General features: G+C 75.4%; 13 protein-coding genes. 3 read left to right on the forward strand and 10 right to left on the reverse strand.

What is annotated here, in order from left to right:
- Positions 1–84: 84 nt before the first annotated feature.
- The 8 genes from AB0N04_RS02110 to AB0N04_RS02145 form a co-directional block, all read right to left on the reverse strand.
- Positions 85–537 carry a hypothetical protein gene (locus tag AB0N04_RS02110; RefSeq protein WP_360214322.1) on the reverse strand — a complete coding sequence of 151 codons (453 nt, stop codon included), beginning with the start codon at positions 535–537 and terminating at the stop codon, positions 85–87.
- A 136-nt stretch (positions 538–673) separates the two neighbouring features.
- Entirely contained in the window at positions 674–985 is a 312-nt protein-coding gene (locus tag AB0N04_RS02115) for a sulfurtransferase TusA family protein (RefSeq protein ID WP_360214320.1), read from the reverse strand.
- A 68-nt stretch (positions 986–1,053) separates the two neighbouring features.
- Positions 1,054–1,587, reverse strand: a complete 534-nt coding sequence (locus AB0N04_RS02120; protein WP_360214318.1) for a MarR family winged helix-turn-helix transcriptional regulator — start codon at positions 1,585–1,587, stop codon at positions 1,054–1,056.
- Positions 1,588–1,658: 71 nt separating this feature from the next.
- Positions 1,659–2,012: a DUF6204 family protein gene (locus AB0N04_RS02125; protein WP_360214316.1), complete on the reverse strand. Its 354-nt coding sequence runs from the start codon at positions 2,010–2,012 to the stop codon at positions 1,659–1,661.
- Positions 2,013–2,139: 127 nt separating this feature from the next.
- Entirely contained in the window at positions 2,140–2,844 is a 705-nt protein-coding gene (locus AB0N04_RS02130; RefSeq protein ID WP_360214314.1) for an alpha/beta hydrolase, read from the reverse strand.
- A gap of 183 nt (positions 2,845–3,027) precedes the next feature.
- A complete protein-coding gene (locus AB0N04_RS02135) occupies positions 3,028–4,437 on the reverse strand; it encodes a serine/threonine-protein kinase (protein ID WP_360214312.1) in 1,410 nt (469 codons plus the stop codon).
- Positions 4,438–4,663: 226 nt separating this feature from the next.
- On the reverse strand, positions 4,664–5,143 hold the full coding sequence (locus AB0N04_RS02140; RefSeq protein ID WP_360214310.1) for a hypothetical protein: 480 nt from the start codon (positions 5,141–5,143) through the stop codon (positions 4,664–4,666).
- Positions 5,144–5,156: 13 nt separating this feature from the next.
- A complete protein-coding gene (locus AB0N04_RS02145; RefSeq protein WP_360214386.1) occupies positions 5,157–5,957 on the reverse strand; it encodes a metalloregulator ArsR/SmtB family transcription factor in 801 nt (266 codons plus the stop codon).
- A gap of 246 nt (positions 5,958–6,203) precedes the next feature.
- Between AB0N04_RS02145 and AB0N04_RS02150 the strand changes: the two genes are divergently transcribed.
- Entirely contained in the window at positions 6,204–7,715 is a 1,512-nt protein-coding gene (locus AB0N04_RS02150; RefSeq protein WP_360214308.1) for a PQQ-binding-like beta-propeller repeat protein, read from the forward strand.
- Positions 7,716–7,749: 34 nt separating this feature from the next.
- On the opposite strand, the gene AB0N04_RS02155 is transcribed toward AB0N04_RS02150, so the two are convergent.
- Complete coding sequence (locus AB0N04_RS02155; RefSeq protein ID WP_360214306.1) at positions 7,750–10,134, reverse strand: tetratricopeptide repeat protein; 2,385 nt, start codon at positions 10,132–10,134, stop codon at positions 7,750–7,752.
- Positions 10,135–10,410: 276 nt separating this feature from the next.
- Between AB0N04_RS02155 and AB0N04_RS02160 the strand changes: the two genes are divergently transcribed.
- A complete protein-coding gene (locus AB0N04_RS02160; RefSeq protein WP_360214304.1) occupies positions 10,411–11,220 on the forward strand; it encodes an alpha/beta hydrolase in 810 nt (269 codons plus the stop codon).
- Positions 11,221–11,259: 39 nt separating this feature from the next.
- Here AB0N04_RS02160 and AB0N04_RS02165 read toward each other — a convergent pair whose 3' ends face one another.
- A complete protein-coding gene (locus tag AB0N04_RS02165; RefSeq protein WP_360214302.1) occupies positions 11,260–12,276 on the reverse strand; it encodes a helix-turn-helix domain-containing protein in 1,017 nt (338 codons plus the stop codon).
- A 215-nt stretch (positions 12,277–12,491) separates the two neighbouring features.
- Between AB0N04_RS02165 and AB0N04_RS02170 the strand changes: the two genes are divergently transcribed.
- Complete coding sequence (locus AB0N04_RS02170) at positions 12,492–13,886, forward strand: alpha/beta fold hydrolase (protein ID WP_360214300.1); 1,395 nt, start codon at positions 12,492–12,494, stop codon at positions 13,884–13,886.
- The last annotated feature ends 39 nt before the right edge of the window (positions 13,887–13,925 follow it).

Below are 13,925 nucleotides of genomic sequence, written 5' to 3' on the forward strand. Positions count from 1 at the left end.
GGGAGTTCGGCAGTCGCACCGGAGCGGTCGGCGCGGGCCGACGCGCCCGGGGCCGGCCCGGCCGCCGGTGTGTGCCGGTGGCCCTCACGGCCGGCGCGGCGGGTCGTCCCGCAGACCGGCGAGGAAGGCCCGGGCCTGGGCGCGCAGCTGGTCGACCGGCGGGTCCTCGCAGATCACCTCCAGGCCGAGCGCGGCACCGTGACCCCGGTGGTAGTAGGACTGGTAGGCGAGGTACGGGCGGTGGTCGTCGGTGGGGTCGAGCCCGACGGCGAAGGTCGCGTAGTGGGTGTGCTCGCCCTCGGAGCCGTCGGACTCCGAACGGGAGAGGTGCCATTCGCACTCGTACGGCTCGGGGTCGGCGGGCAGGTCCAGCAGGGCCTGGGCGAGCCGGCGGACCTCGTCCCGGTCCGTGAAGGGGAGCGACTCGGACCAGTGCGGTGCGGCGGCGACCAGCTCCCAGCCGTCGTCGTGATGGCTGACGGTCAGTGCCCACTCGCCGTCCTGGTCCTGCCAGAGGCAACTGAGGATCGGATCCACGGCGGTCAACCTCCCTGTGGTGCCCGGCTGTTCGGCTCCCTTCATCGTGGCACACCGGGTCGGCGGAGGGGCCGGGGCCCGGCTGCGGGCGGGCGTGCTGTGCTCGCCCCGGCGCCTGCCGGGAGCCGGCGCGGCGTCAGTCGGCGGCCGGGGCGGTGTGCCAGGGGCGGTCGGCACGGGTGGGGCGGGCGGCGGCCGTGAGGCGCAGGGCGTAGACCTCCCGGTCGGTGGCCGGGTGGGGGACCGGGCCGAGGTAGTCGTGGCCGGTCAGGTGGCACCAGGCGGGCAGGTCGAGCGGGGCGGCGGGGTCCGTGGTGTGGATGTGGACCACCGCGCCGGCCGGCAGGTCCGCGATCCGGGCGCGCAGGCGCAGCAGCAGTTGGACGCAGAGCAGGCCGGTGCCGTCGACGGTCAGGTCGGGGGTGGTGGTGTCGGGCGCCTGGGGCATGGTCCCGTCCTTCCTGGTGGTGGGGCTGCTGGGGCTGCTGGGGGTGGTGCTCGTGGTGCGGGTTCAGCCTAGGTCGGGGGGCGGCCGGGGCGTTGGTCGGGGGCGGTGCCGCCGAGGCGGGTGAGCAGGGTGGAGAGCCGGCCCAGGTCGTCGGCGCCCCACTGGTCGGCCGTGAACAGGTCGTCGGCGGTCCGGCGGGCGGTGTGCAGCATCTCGGCGAGCCGTTCGCGTCCGGTGGGCGTCAGTGCGGCGTAGGCGACCCGGGCGTCGCGCGCCGCCGCCTCCCGGGAGACCAGGCCGATCCGTTCCAGGGGTGCCAGCCCGCGGGTGACGCCGGAGGCGGTGAGGCCGAGGGCCTCGGCGAGGTCGACGCGGCGCATCCGGCCGCCGGGGGCGGCGCCGAGGTGCAGCAGCAGGGTGAAGTCGGAGAGGCTCACGCCGTGCAGGCCGCTGAGGGTGGCGTCGAAGCGCCTGATCACGGCGGCCTGGGCTCGGACGAGGCGCAGGGCGGTGTCGAGCGGGTCCGGCCGGGTGGGCTCGGACGGTACGGGGCCCGGGTCGGGCTGAGCCGGGTCGGGCCGGTCGGCCTGCGGGGTCATCATTGCTACCTCCTTGACTGCTCAAGCATATCGCCGTGCTCGGCCGTCAAGGAGGTAGCGGAGGGGGGAGGGGGTCAGTCGGCCCGGGCGGCGCGGCGCTGCCGCTTGCCGAGCGGAGCCTGGGAGAGGTCCTCCGCCAGCGAGCGCAGGTTCTTGTAGCCGTAGCCGCGCGTGGTCAGCCACTCCTGCGCCGCCAGCTCGGCGCGCTCGGTGGCCGCCAGGACGTCCTCCTCCGCCTCGCCCGAGTCCAGGAAGCGGAAGGTGAAGGCGGTGCGGGCGGCGAGGTCGTAACTGAGGTGGCCCTCGGGGGTGAAGGCGGCGCGCAGCACGTCGTGCTCGGGCGCCCGGGCGAGGAGTTCGGCACGCTGCTCGGCACTGAGGCCGTCGAAGACGCCGCGCACCGTGATGCGGAAGGTTCGAGTGGTCATCCCCCGACCATAGGCGGCCCGGCCGCCCGGCCGCCAACACGATTCCGGCGTGCGGACGTGCGCGGCCGGGCGGGCGCGACGCCCGGCGGGGCGCTGCCCGGCCGGGCGCCCGGTGCCCGGGGCGCGGCTACGAACGGGCCGCCGGGAGACGGGTGCAGACGGTGCCCGGAGCGGGCGGGGCCGGTTCGGCGTCGAGCGCGGCGAGGCTGAAGGAGGTGGTGATGGCGCTGATGTCGGCCGCCTCGCGGATCAGGTAGTGGTTGGCGCCGGGTGCCTCGTACCGGGCGAGGTCCGCGCTGACGGGCCGGGCCCGGAGGGCGTACTCGAGCGACTGGACGGCGTTGGCGGCACTGCGGTCACCGGTGCCGTGGACGATCAGGACGCGGCGGCCGGCGAGCTGTTCGACCGGGTCGCCGCTCGGCAGCCAGGGGGCGATTCCGGCGACTCCGACGACGTTGCGGTGGCCGGCGCACCAGAAGGCGGCGCGTCCGCCGAGGGAGTTGCCGACGAGGACGACGGGGACGTCGCCGTAACGGCGGGCGAGTTCGTCCAGCGCCCAGCGGGTGTCCACGGCGGTGTCGGCGTCGGCGCCGTTCCAGCCGCTGTAGCGGTAGCGCAGGAGGTGGACGGCGATCCCGTGCGGGCGGCCGCGGGCGGTGAGTTCGGCCGCGAGGTCGCGCAGTCCCAGCTCGGCGACCTTCAGGGGGCCGCGCCGGCTGCGCAGGAAGCCGCCGGGCAGGAGCAGGACGACGCCGGTGACCCGGCCGGTCGCGCCGTCGCCTCCTGGTGGCGGGGTCAGCTGGGCGGCGCGCGGCCGTCGTGCTCGGAACACTCGATCCCTCCCTGGTGCGTACCCGCGGATTCTACGGTTCCGCGGGCGGGTCGTGGTGGTCGAGCGGGGACCGCCGGACCCGGCCGGTGACGCGGGTACGGGTGAGCCGTGCGTGCGCCCGGCCGACCGGGCGACTGCCGCCCCGGCGCGGGTGGTCGGCGCGGGTGGTCGGGGCGGCCGCGGTCAGGCCCGGCCGCCCTGCTCCTGCTCGCCGTCGGCCGCCTTCCGGCCGGGGAGCAGCCGGGACAGGTTGCGGCGCTGGGCCCCGGGCGGCGGGGCGATCGCGTGCCGGGGCTCCGGGGAGGGCCCGAGCCCGGCCTTGGCGGCCGCGTCGGCGAGGAAGTCGGAGGCCTGCCGGCGGGCGTTGTCGACGCTGCGGCGCAGGCTGTCGGCGTCGGCGCGCAGCTTGTCGGTCTGACGGCGCAGCAGGTCGGTGCGCTGCTCCGCCTCGGAGAGCTGCTTGAGGCTGGCGGCGGCCCGGGCGGCGGCCTCGCGTTCGATCTCCTCGCCGCGGCGCTGCGCGTCGGCGATGATCTGCCGCGCGGTGGCCTCGCCGCGGGCCCGGACGGCGGCGATGTCCTGCTCCGCCTCGAGGCGCTGCCGGGCGATGCCGGCCTCGAACTGGAGGGCGGCCTGGGCGGCTTGGTCGCGGGTCTGCGCGAACAGCCGGTCGGCCTCCTGGCGGCGGGCCAGGACGTACGGGTCCTCCTGGGCGGCGGGGACGTCCCGGACGGTGGCGTGGTGGCCGGCCGGGGCCCGTCCGGCCTGCTCGGCGATGTGCAGCAGGCGGTCGGCGACCTGTTCGGCGTGCGGGGGGCGTCGTCCGGGGTCCTTGGCGAGCAGCTCCAGGACGAGGGCGTCGACCTCGGCGGGGAGTCCGGGCCGCAGGGTGCCGGGCGCGGGCGGGTGGACCTCGCCGTGCTGGCGGATCAGTTCGTACAGGGTGCCGCGGAAGGGGGTGCGGCCGGTGAGGAGCTCGTACAGCAGGCAGCCGAAGGCGTAGAGGTCGGAGCGGGCGTCGAGGCCGCCGCCGTCGAAGCGCTCGGGGGCCATGTAGGCGGGGGTGCCGACGATGACGTTGGTGCTGGTCAGGCCGTCGTCGGCGGCGCCGACCCGGGCGATGCCGAAGTCGACGACCTTGACCGCCCCGGAGGACTGGATCATCACGTTGGCCGGCTTGACGTCGCGGTGGACGACGCCGGCCCGGTGGGCGGTGGCGAGCGCCTGGGAGATCTCGACGGCCCAGGCGAGCGCCTGGTGCAGCGGCAGTGGCCCCTCGCCGAGGTGGCGGCTGAGCGGGGCGCCGTCGAGCAGTTCCATGACCAGGAAGTACAGCGGCCGGCCCGATCCGTCGTGCTGGCCGAAGTCGTGCACGGTGACGATCGACGGGTGGTTGAGCGCGCCGGCGGTGGCGACCTCGCGGACGAACCGGGCGGCGTCCTTCGGGGTGTTGCCGGTGCCCGGGAGCATCACCTTGACGGCGACGAGTCGTTGGATCCGCGCGTCGCGCGCCTTCCAGACCGCGCCGAACGCGCCCTCGCCGATCTGCTCGACCAGCTCGTACCGTCCGTCCAGTACGTCGCCAGGCTGCATCCCCCGCCCCTTTCACGCCCCGGTGCCGCGCCCCGGCCCCGGTTCAACCTACCGCCCCGCGGGGGCGGGCCGTCACCGGTGCCGGGCCCTCGGGGCGGGGCCGGGGTCCGGTCCGGCGCGGCCCGCGCGGCGGGCGTGGGCGGAGGCCGGCGGGGGTGCCGGCCGGCCCGCCGGGCGGAGCGGGAAGTCGGCCCGGCCGACCTCCCACTCCGGCCGGCCCGGAGCGCTACGCGGCGACCAGGGCGCGAAACTGTGCCGTGTGGGCGGGCAGTTCGACGTCGGCGAGGCCGGTGAGCAGGTCCCGCAGCGGGAGCGGCCGGTCGACCAGGACCGTGCCGTTCGAGAGCAGCAGGGTGGGCACCGGGGTGTCGAGCTCGGCCTCGCTCAGGCCCGGGCCGGCGAGGGCGCAGAGGGCCTCGCCCTGCACCCGGATGCGTTCCCGGAGGCCGGCGGTGCCGCCGCCCGCGAGGGCGATCGTCCGGTCGATCGTCCAGGTGTCCAGGGCGTGGCGGTTGTCGTAGCCGGTGTTCGCACCCGCGGTGACGGCCGAGACGGCGGCCAGCGTGGTGGCGGTGACCAGGGAGACGTGGGCGAGCACCTGGTCGGCCGTCCACTCGCCGTCCGGCGGGGCGGCCGGGGTGCCGGGGGCCGCGGCGGCGTCGAGGAGGGCGCGGTAGGCCGCGCGGAGCCGGGTGGTGTCGAGCATGTCGTCCGCCCCCTCAGGCCTGCGGGCGGGACATCGCCCAGGGGGCCTGCGGGAGCGCCTCGCCGGTTTCGAGCAGGGACTTGAGGTTGGCCAGCACGGCCGCCCAGCCGTGCGAGATGCCCCGGTACATCTCCAGGTTGGGCAGGTTCTCGTGGGTCACGGTGAGCCGGACGATCGACTCGTGCGGCTCGACGAGGAAGGTCACCACGGACGCGTCCTCGGCGGGCCGCGGGTCGTCGCCGCCCTTCGGCGCGTCGTCGAAGGTGAGCACCAGCCGGGTCGGCGGTTCGGCCTCCAGGACGCGGCCCACGACGTCGAGGGTGCCGGAGCCGTCCGTCCGGCGGTGCTCCCAGCGGGAGCCGGGCCGCCAGTCGGAGACGTTGGCGTGCGCCCAGTAGCGGGCGGTGAGGTCGGCGTCCGTCAGGGCCTGCCAGACCTGCTCGGCGGTGGCGCGGATGTAGGTGACGTAGACGTAGCTGGGCACGGGGGTGCTGGTGGCGGTCATGGCGTAGTCCTCTGCCTGGTTCTTGACGGCGCTGATCAATTGCAGGTTGGGCTTCTCGAAGCCGGCGATCCAGCGTTCCTCGATCTCGTGGATCGGGACCGGGTTGAGGTAGTGCAGCCGCTCCCGGCCCCGGCGCACGATGGTGACGAGGTTGGCCCGCTGGAGCACGTCCAGGTGCTGGGTGGCGGACTGGCGGGCCATGGCGAGGTGCTCGCACAGCTCGCGCAGGGTCTGGCCGTTCTGCTCGCGCAGGCGGTCGAGGAGGAGGCGGCGGGTGGGGTCGGCCAGTGCTTTGAAGACCGAGTCCATCGCTGATGCTTCGAGGCTCACGTTTCGATTATGCAGGTGTTTGACTGCCTATTGTCAACCGGGGGACGCGCGGGTGGCGGGTGGCGGGTGGCGGGTGGCGGGTGGCGGGTGGCGGGCCGGGGCTGGGCCGGGGGCCGGGGCTGGGCCGGGTTTTCCACGCTCTTGGTTTTGGATCTTTCCTTGTCCTGAAATCATCCGATGATCGGCGCTCGTGTGGCGGGCGGCGCTTCACGGAGAGGGACCGGCATGGCCGACGTGCCCGGGGACAAGGACGTCCGAACGGGGCGGGCCGGCGCGAGGCGGTTCGGGCCGTCCGGGCCCGCCCTGGACCGGGACACCTGGATGGTGGTCTCCGGGGGCCTGCTCGGCGCCTTCTTCGCGAGCATGGGCCTGGCGGTGCTGCTCGGGCCGTCCCAGGGCTTCGGCGGCGACAGCCTCGGATCCATGGGCATCGTCAGCATCCTCGGCCTGATGCCGTGTGCAGCCGGCCTGCTCTGGGCCCTGCTCCACCCCCGGCGCGGCGTCCCCGCCATCGCGGGCGGCGCGGCGCTGGGCGTCGGCGCGTTCGCGCTGTTCGCCGGGACGGGCCTCAACGACGACTGGAAGGCGCCGCCCGACCGGCCGGCCACCGCCCGCGCCGTCGGCAGCTGGACCAGCGGGAACCTCGTCGTCCGGGTCCGGCCCGACCAGGTGGTGGCCTACCGCAGCGGCACCGGCACCGTCGCCTGGCGGTGGACGCCCCCCGGCGACGACTCCGTGTGCGCCATGAGCCGCGGCACCGGCCGCGGCCTCGGACTGCTCGGCCACTCCCCGCACGACCAGCCCTGCGGATCCGTGACCGCGCTCGACCTCTCCGACGGCACGGCCCGGTGGACGGCCGTGGCCGACGCCCCCGCCCGGTTCGGCGACACCGCCGAACCGGACCTGCTCGCCGTCGCCGACGACGAGGCCGTCCTCCAGGAACGGACCGACTGGCGGGCCCTGCGCCTCGCCGACGGCGCCGCCGCCTGGCGCAGCGACCCGGACACCGGCTGCGCGCCGCTCCAGGTGGCCGGAGGAGCGGCGGCGGTCGTCACCGTCGCCCAGTGCGGGGCGGCCGAACCCGTGCTGCGCTCGCTCTCCCCGGCCGACGGCCGGGAGCAGACGCGGGTCGCGCTCCCCGGCGCGGGCGGACTGCGGAACCTGGCCGTCGTCTCCGTCGAGCCGCTCGCGGTGTGGGTGGACACCCAGGGCGAGCGCGGCACGCACGCCGTCCTCAGCTACGACCGGGCCGGCCGGCAGCGGGCCGCGATACCGGTCACCGGTGACGAGTACGACCTCGACGTGATGCTCGGCGGGGTCCACGCCTTCGACGAGTTCGACGCCCGGCCGCTGTACGGCGGCGTGGTCGTCGGCGACCTGCTGATCGTCCCCGGCAAACGGCCCGACGACGTGCGGATCACCGGTGGCAAGAACCCCAGCCGCACCGCCACCGGGCGGCTGGTCGCCTACTCCCTCGCGGACGGCGCCAAGCGCTGGACGGCCGGGCTGGACGACCAGGTCATCGGCGTGGCGGTCGACGGCCCCTCGGTGTGGGCGCTCACCCGGGACAAGCTCACCAGCGTCGACGCGGCCACCGGGCGGCAGCGCAGCGAACTGGACGTCAACGACACGGTGTCGGTCAACCCCGTCACCCTGTCCGTCACCGGCCGGGAGCGGTTCACCGTGGTGGCGGAGGACGGGACCCGGGACGAGCCCCCGGCGCGCGGTCTCGGCTGAGGGGCGGGGCGGGGGCGGTGACGGAGCGTCGGGGTCAGTCCGGCGGAGCCTGGCCCCGCTCCGCAGCCTGCGCACGGTTGGCCAGGGCCCTGGCCTCGTTGTGGCGGTCGTCGAGCTCTCGGAAGATGGTGGCGGCCCGGGACAACGAATCGAGGGCCTCGTCGAACCTGCCCGCCCGGCTCTGAGCGAGGCCGAGGTTGTTCAGCGCACCGCCCCTGCGGTGGTGGTCGTGGAGTTCGGCGTAGGTCGCGGCGGCCCGGGTGTGGGCATCGATGGCTTCGTCGAACCTGCGGGCCTTCCGCAGCGCGATACCGAGGTTGTTCAGGGTGCTGGCCTGGCTGTGGGGGTCGTGGAGGTCACGGAAGACGGTGCCCGCCCAGGTGAGGAGGTCGATGGCCTCCTCCAACTTGCCCACCTTCACCAGAGCCTCGCTGAGGGTGGCCAGGGTCATGGCCTCCCGGTGGCGGTCGTGGAGTTCGGCGTAGGTCGCGGCGGCCCGGTCGTGGGCGGCGATGGCTTCCTCGAACCTGTGGACCGCCGTGTGTGCGGCACCGAGGTTGTTCAGCAAGGAGGCTTGGCTCTCGAGGTCGTGGAGGTCACGGAACACGGTGCCGATCCGGGAGAGGACCTCGATGGCTTCCTCGAACCTGCGGGCCTCCCTCAGGGCGAGGCTCAGGTTGTTCAGGGCCTTGGCTTCGCCATGACGGTCGTGGAGCTCGGCGAAGATCGCGGCTGCCCGGGTCTGGACGTCGATGGACTGCTCGAACCTGCGGACGTCCCGGAGCGCGACCCCGAGGTTGACCAGCGCCACGGCCTCACCACTGCGGTCTCCCAGTCGGCGGCGTAGGGCGACGACCCGGGTGTGGGCGTCGATGGCCTCCTCGAACCTGCGCTTCTTCCGCAGGGTGACGCCGAGGTTGTTCAGGGCCCCGGCTTCGCCCGCGTGGTCGCCTCGCTCGCGGAACGTCCTCAAGGCGGCGGCGGTGACGTCGAGCAGGTCGTCGAGATGACGACGGCGGCTCAGGAAGTGGGACAGGTTCAGGGCGAGGGAGGTCGTCGCGCGCGGCCGCCCGAGGGGCGGGGCGGCGGTGACGAGGGCGATGAGGTTGGGCCGCTCTGCGTCCAGCCAGGCCAGGGCCGCCGCGAGGTCGGCGAAGCGGGGCGAGGGCGGATCGAGGAGGGCGGCGAGATGGGTGTTGGCGGCCCGGAGGGTGGCGGTGAAGTGCTCGTGCAGCCGGTCCTGGGCGGCGTCGCGGTGGTCGGCGGCGGCGTGGGCGGGCAGGTTCCCCTGCTCTCCCGCGTAGAGGCGGACGAGGTCGTGCATGCGCCAGCGCCCCCACCCGCCGGCCTGCTCGACGAGGTGGGCGCGGGAGAGGTCGCAGAGCAGCTCCTCGGCCTCGACGTCGTCGACCCCGGCCAGTGCGGCGGCGGCCTCGGTGGCCAGGTCGGGGCCCGGGTTGAGGGAGAGCAGACGGAAGAGGCGGGCGTGGGTGGCGTCCAGGCGCCGGTAGGAGAGGTCGAACGCGGCGCGGACGGCGAAGTCCTCGTAGTGGAGCCGCCTCAGCCGGGTGTGGTCCGCCTCCAGGGCCCTCGCCAGGGAGGACAGCGGCCGGCCTGGGCTGTCGGCGAGCAGCGCGCCCGCGATGCGCAGGGCCAGCGGCAGACCGGCGCAGAGCCGGACGACCGTCGCCGCGTCCTCGGGGGCGTCGGACACCCGGGTGTCGCCCCCGCCGCGGGCCTCGCGCAGGGCGTGGTCGAGGAGGTCGACGGAGGCCCGGGGGCCGAGGGCCGTGAGGTCGTGCAACCGGGCGTCGACGGCGAGGCCGTCACGGGAGGTGACGAGGGCGGCGGTGACGCCGTCGCCCGGCAGCAGGGGGCGGACCTGGTCGGAGCCGGCGGCGTTGTCGATGACGAGCAGGACGGGGCGGCCCGCCCGGGCGAGGGCGGCCAGGGCACTGCGGAAGAGCCGGGACCGGTCCTGGACGCCGGGCGGGATGTGCTCGGCCGGGATGCCCAGGGCGCGCAGCCAGCCGTCGAGGGCGTGGTCGGGGGAGAGGTGGTGGTCCGGGTCGTAGCCGAGCAGGTCGACGAAGAGGGCTCCGCCGGGGAACCACGACTCCTCGCGGAGCGCCGCATGGGCCGTCTGGACGGCGAGTTCGGTCTTCCCGATGCCCGCGAGGCCGGCCACCACCTGGACGCGCGGCGACTGCCCGGCGGCCCCGGGGGCGAGCCCCGCGAGGAGGGTCGCCAGCTCGGCGTCGCGGCCGGTGAAGGTGGAGGAGCACGGGGGGAGGCCGGAGAGCGCCCGGTCGATCTCCCGGGGAAGGCGGAGGTTGACGTGCCTGCCCTGGACCACGGTGTTGAGGAACACCCCGTCACGGATCTCGTTGTGCACACCCGGTGCTGCCTCGGCCGACACTCCGGCGCCTCCCCCTCGCGATCTGTTCCGTCACACCCTAGGGAAGGCCGGGCGATCGTGGGCCGGGAACGCCGACGAGCTCTCGGTGGCCCGGGCTACATCACCCTCGGTGACACCGACGCCCCGGCCGGGGCTGTGACCGGCCGCCTCCCCGCCGGGTCGGGCCCGCGCCCCCGGCGGCCGCGTCGGCGACCACCGGTTCCGTCACTGATCTGAGCCTTCCGACCGGTTGTGTCAGGCTGGTGGGGGAGCACCGCCGAGATCGGGAGGCTCGTGATGTCCGAGGTCAGGGTCAACGGGGTGTCGCTGCACTACGAGGTCCGTGGCGAGGGCCCGGGGATCGTCCTGGTGCACGGCTCGTGGAGCGACGCCGACGGCTGGGCGCGGGTGCTGCCGGGCCTGGCCGAGTCCACCACCGCCGTCGCCTACGACCGCCGGGGGCACAGCCGCAGCGAGGACCCGCTGACCCAGGGGTCGGTCCACGAGGACGCCGCCGACCTGGCCGGCCTGATCCAGGCCCTCGGCTTCGCCCCCGCCTTCGTCTACGGCGACTCCTACGGCGCCCTGGTGGCCCTCCGGCTGGCGGCCGCCCGTCCCGACCTGATGCGGGGCATCGCCGTCCACGAGCCGCCCGGCACCGGCATCCTGCTCGCCGACCCGGACCTGCGCCCGATCGGCACCGCCTTCGCCGACCGGATCGCCGCCGTCCGGGCGCTGCTGGAGCAGGCGGAGTCGGCGGCCGCCGCCGAGCTGTACGTGGAGACCCTGGCCTTCGGCCCCGGCGCGTGGGAGCAGCTGCCCGCGCCGATACGGCACACGTACATCCGCAACGCGCCGACCTACCTGGACGAGCTGCGGGACCCGGACGCGCTGGACCTCGACCTGGCCGGCCTGGCGCACTTCACCGATCCCGTGCTGCTGACGCAGAGCGACGACAGCGCCCCGATGTTCGGCGAGGTGCTGGACCTGATCGACCTCACGCTGCCGAAGGCCGAACGGCACCTGTACGCCGGCGCCGGTCACGCTCCGCACCTGTCGCAGCCGGAGGAATGGGTGCAGGCGGTCCTGCCGCGCGCGTTGGTGTGACGCGTACCCAGGGGGCGTGGGACGGGCGTACGCGCCGGTTCACGAGCCGCCCTCGCCGCCGTCCTCCTGGGCCTCCACCAGTTCCTCGCCGCGCGGCGTCCGCCGGTACAAGACCTCGCGCCCGCTGCGCACCCGGCTCACCAGGCCCGCGCGGTGCAGAACCCCGAGGTGGTACGAGACCGTGCCCGCGCTGAGGAAGTGCCGGGCGGCCAGGGCCGCCGTGGTGGCCGGACCTACCAGTGCGGACAGCAGGTCCGCCCGGGTCGGCCCGAGCAGCTGGGCCAGCGAGGGAGCGGGGGCGTGCGGCACGGTCGACGGCACCCGCGGGACCGGGTACATCACCGTCGGCGCGCGGTGCACGCCGTCGACCGGGTCCAGGATGAGGTGGATCTCGTGGCTCACCAGCGTCGGCACCAGCAGGACCATCCGGGCTGGCAGCGCCACCTCGAAGCGGCTCTCCAACTCGATCCGCCCCTCGGCCCAGCACATCTGCGGGGCCAGCGAGTTGAACAGCGCGCCCGAGCCGTGCCGGGCCAGGAACCGGCCCCGCTGGTCGATCTCGGCGTCCAGCACGGCCCGGGCGTCCGCCCAGTACGGGGCGAGCGCCACGTCCCAGTAGCGGCCCAGCTCGTCCGCGACCCGCTCGGCGAAGTAGCGGGGCCCGCGCGCCAGCGTGCGCAGCACGACGTCGGGCACCGGACGGCCGTTCAGCCGGGCCGCGGGCACGCCGTGCTGCACCGTGTCCAGCTCCGCCCGCACCCGCTCCGGCGGCGTCCGGCGGACGGCCTCCAGCTGCTCCGCGACGGTCGGGGCCGGGCCGGTCGGGTGGGGGGAGAGGAAGTCGGGCAGGTAGCCGCCGGCCTGGTCCAGCGCCAGTCCGGACAGCAGCTCCAGCCGCTCCCGCCGCAGCACCCGGCGGGTCCGGCCCACCCAGGCGTACGGGCCGGTGCGGGTGTTCAGCCCGGACGCCATCAGGGTGTTCACCGCCTCGTGCAGCGGTGACACCGCGAAACGGGTGCGGGCGAGCCCGGTCGAGTCGATGGTGAGCCGGATCACGGCCGCCGTCCTTCCCCCTGCGTCCTGCCCTGCGTGCGCCGCCGGACCGGGGCGCACCGCCCGTGTCACCGACGCCGTCCGATGGGCCGTTCGGGTCCTCGACCCTTCGAAGCTGGTCGAATCCTGGCCCTAATCCTCGCGTCCGGAGCGGCCCAGGGCACAGGCTTTTCCGTGACCGCGTCAGTACGGCACGCGGTCCGACCGGAAGGACGAACATGACGAGCACGCGCGGCCGCATCGCCGCCCTGCTGGGCGCCGTCGCGGTGGTCGCCGGCACCACGCTGGCCACTCCCGCCGCCGCGGCCCCGGCGGGCCCCGACCGGCCCGCCCCCGGCAGCGGACTCACCGGACAGGCCCCCTGCCCGGACCTGCCGGACTTCACCTGCGCGACCCTCACCGTCCCGCTCGACCACAGCGGCTCCGACCCCGGCGCCCTCGGGCTGAAGGTCGCCGTCGGCGGCAACACCCACGCCCCCAAGGGCGATCTGCTCTTCCTCACCGGTGGGCCGGGCCAGCCCGGCGTGCCGCTGGTGAAGCGGGTCGCGGACGGTCTGGCGCCCGTCCTCAAGGACTACCGCCTGGTCATGTTCGACCAGCGGGGCACCGGCGGCGGCGCGCTGCAGTGCCCCGCCCTCCAGGAGCAGATGGGCGCCTCCGACCTCACCCCGCCCACCCCGCAGGCCGTCCGGGACTGCGCGGCCGCGCTCGGCCCCGACCGGCGCCACTACGCCACCGCGGACACCGTCGACGACATCGACCTGCTGCGCCGCGCCCTCGGCGCCCACCGCCTCACGCTGGACGGCGTCTCCTACGGCACCTTCGTCGCCGAGCGGTACGCGCTCGCCCACCCCGGCCACGTGAACCGGCTGGTGCTCGACTCCGTGGTCCCGCAACAGGGTTACGACCCCTTGGACCTCGCCGCCCTGCCCGCCGGTGCCCGGGTGCTGCGGGCCGCCTGCCAGGCCACCGGCTGCACCACCGACCCGGGCGCCGACCTCGCCGAGACCGTCCGCCGCTACCACGACGGGCCGGCCGTGCTGGACACGCTCACCAGCTACGAGTTCGTCGACCCGAACTACGGCGGGATCCCGGAGGCCCTGCACGAGGCCGCCGCCGGACACCCCGAGAAGCTCCAGGGCTTCATCGAGGGAGCGCACGAGGGCGACGCGGTGCCGGCCGAATTCCTCAGCCAGGGCCTGCACGCCAGCACCCTGTGCGCCGACGGCCACTACCCGTGGGGCACCTCGGACACCCCGGTGGAGGGCCGGGCGGCGGCGCTGGAGCGCACCCGGCAGCGGCTCACCGCCGAGCAGACCTGGCCGTTCGACCCGGCCACCGCCACCGGGCTCGGCAGCCTGCTGACCTGCCTGGACTGGCCGCGCGAGAAGGTCCCGCCGACCCCGCCCGCGCACCGGAAGCTGCCCGACGTGCCGGTGCTGCTGCTCGGCGGGGACCGTGACCTCTCCACCCCGCTGGAGTGGCTGCACCAGGAGGCCGCCATGGCGCACGACCCGCAGGTCGTGATCGTGCCGGGTGCGGCGCACTCGGTGCAGTCCCGGGACCGCAGCGGCGTCGGGCGCAAGGCGGTGTTCGACTTCCTGCTCGCGTAGCAGGGAAACCCCGCCCGTGCGGCGGGAGGGGACGGACCG

The sequence above is a fragment of the Kitasatospora sp. NPDC051702 genome (assembly GCF_040681575.1).
Lineage (GTDB): Bacteria > Actinomycetota > Actinomycetes > Streptomycetales > Streptomycetaceae > Kitasatospora.